The organism is Luteibacter sp. P4_E6 (assembly GCF_056401535.1).
In genome coordinates, this window is the sequence record NZ_JBFUJE010000729.1 from 1 (window position 1) to 1,570 (window position 1,570).

Here is a 1,570-nt window from a genome sequence, read left to right on the forward strand (position 1 = left end):
CCCAGCGTGCGCGATGGCGATGGCCGCTGAGGACGCGCAAGGCTCCCGCGTCGGCAAGGCGTTCTCGCTCGAAGCGATTCATGCCGGCGCGGCGGGCGAGATCGGCCAGGTCGCGAAACGGTGTCTCAGCACGCGCGGCGACGATTCGCACACCGAGATCGGCGGACAGGCCGCCGATCAGTCGTAAGCCCAGGCGCAGGGCGAAGGTGTCGGATGTATTCGGTAAGCGCTCCAGGGTGCAGTCCCAGTCGCTGGCTGTGACATCCGGCGGGCGAACTTCCACGCCATGCCGACGAAGATCGGCCACCAGTTGTGCTGGCGCGTAGAAGCCCATCGGCTGGCTATTGAGCAGCGCACAGGTGAAGACCGCCGGGTGGTGGCACTTCATGTAGGAGGACGCATAGGCGATCAGGGCGAAACCGGCCGAATGCGATTCGGGAAAACCGTAGCTGCCAAAGCCCTGGATCTGGTCGATGATCTGCTGGGTGAATTCCGGTGTGTATCCGTTCTCCGCCATATTGCGGCGAATCCTCGGCTCGAATTTCTGCAGACCGCCGCGGCGCTTCCATGCCGCCATGGAGCGGCGCAATTCGTCCGATTCGCCGGCGGTAAAATTCGCGACGACCTGCAGGATCGCCATGACCTGCTCCTGGAAGATCGGCACGCCGAGCGTACGTTCCAGCACCGGTCGCACGCCGTGTTCGTAGACGATCTCATTGGCGGGAAGCTTTCGACGCTGCAGGTAGGGATGGACCATGCCGCCCTGGATAGGACCGGGCCTGACGATGGCCACCTGGATAACCAGGTCGTAATAGCACGCGGGTTTCAGTCGCGGCAGCATGGACATCTGCGCGCGCGATTCGATCTGGAAGACACCGACGGTATCGGCGTTCTGGATCATCGTGTAGGTGTCGGGGTCGTCCATGGGAATGTCGGCGAGGCGACGGTAATCCTCACCGCCAAGCTTGCGTAACAGCTCGACCGCTTTGCGCATGCAGGTGAGCATGCCCAGCGCCAGGCAGTCCACCTTGAGCAGCTTCATCGTTTCCAGGTCATCCTTGTCCCACTGGATGATCGTGCGATCGTCCATGGCGGCGTTCTCCACGGGAACGAGGTAGTGCAATGGCGTGTCGGAGATGACGAAGCCACCGACATGTTGCGACAGGTGCCGGGGCATGCCGTTGAGTTCCTCCACCAGCACGACCAGCTGGCGAAGGGTCCGGCTGCCGATGTCGAAACCACGCTCCTGAAGGCGCACGGTGATCGGTACATCGCCATGCGCATGCGAGTAGGCATGGCTGAGTTGGTCGAGCTGGTCTTCCGACAGGCCAAGCGCGCGACCCACATCGCGCGCGGCACTCTTGCGCCGATAGCTGATCACGGTGGCGGCGAGTGCGGCACGTTCGCGTCCGTATTTGTTGAAGACGTACTGCAGCACTTCCTCGCGGCGTTCGTGTTCGAAGTCGACATCGATATCCGGCGGYTCRTYKCGTTCGRTCGAAATGAAKCGTTCRAAGAGGGTGGAGATCTGCGCCGGATTGACCTCGGTAATGGCCAGGCAGAAGCAGAC

Annotated in this window: 1 protein-coding gene; it reads right to left on the reverse strand. The window is 62.4% G+C overall.

Annotated features, from left to right (window positions below; all coding sequences use genetic code 11):
* Positions 1-1,570, reverse strand: a 1,570-nt coding sequence (locus AC1DT2_RS22860; RefSeq protein ID WP_477298956.1) for a helix-hairpin-helix domain-containing protein, incomplete at both ends; no start/stop codon positions are given.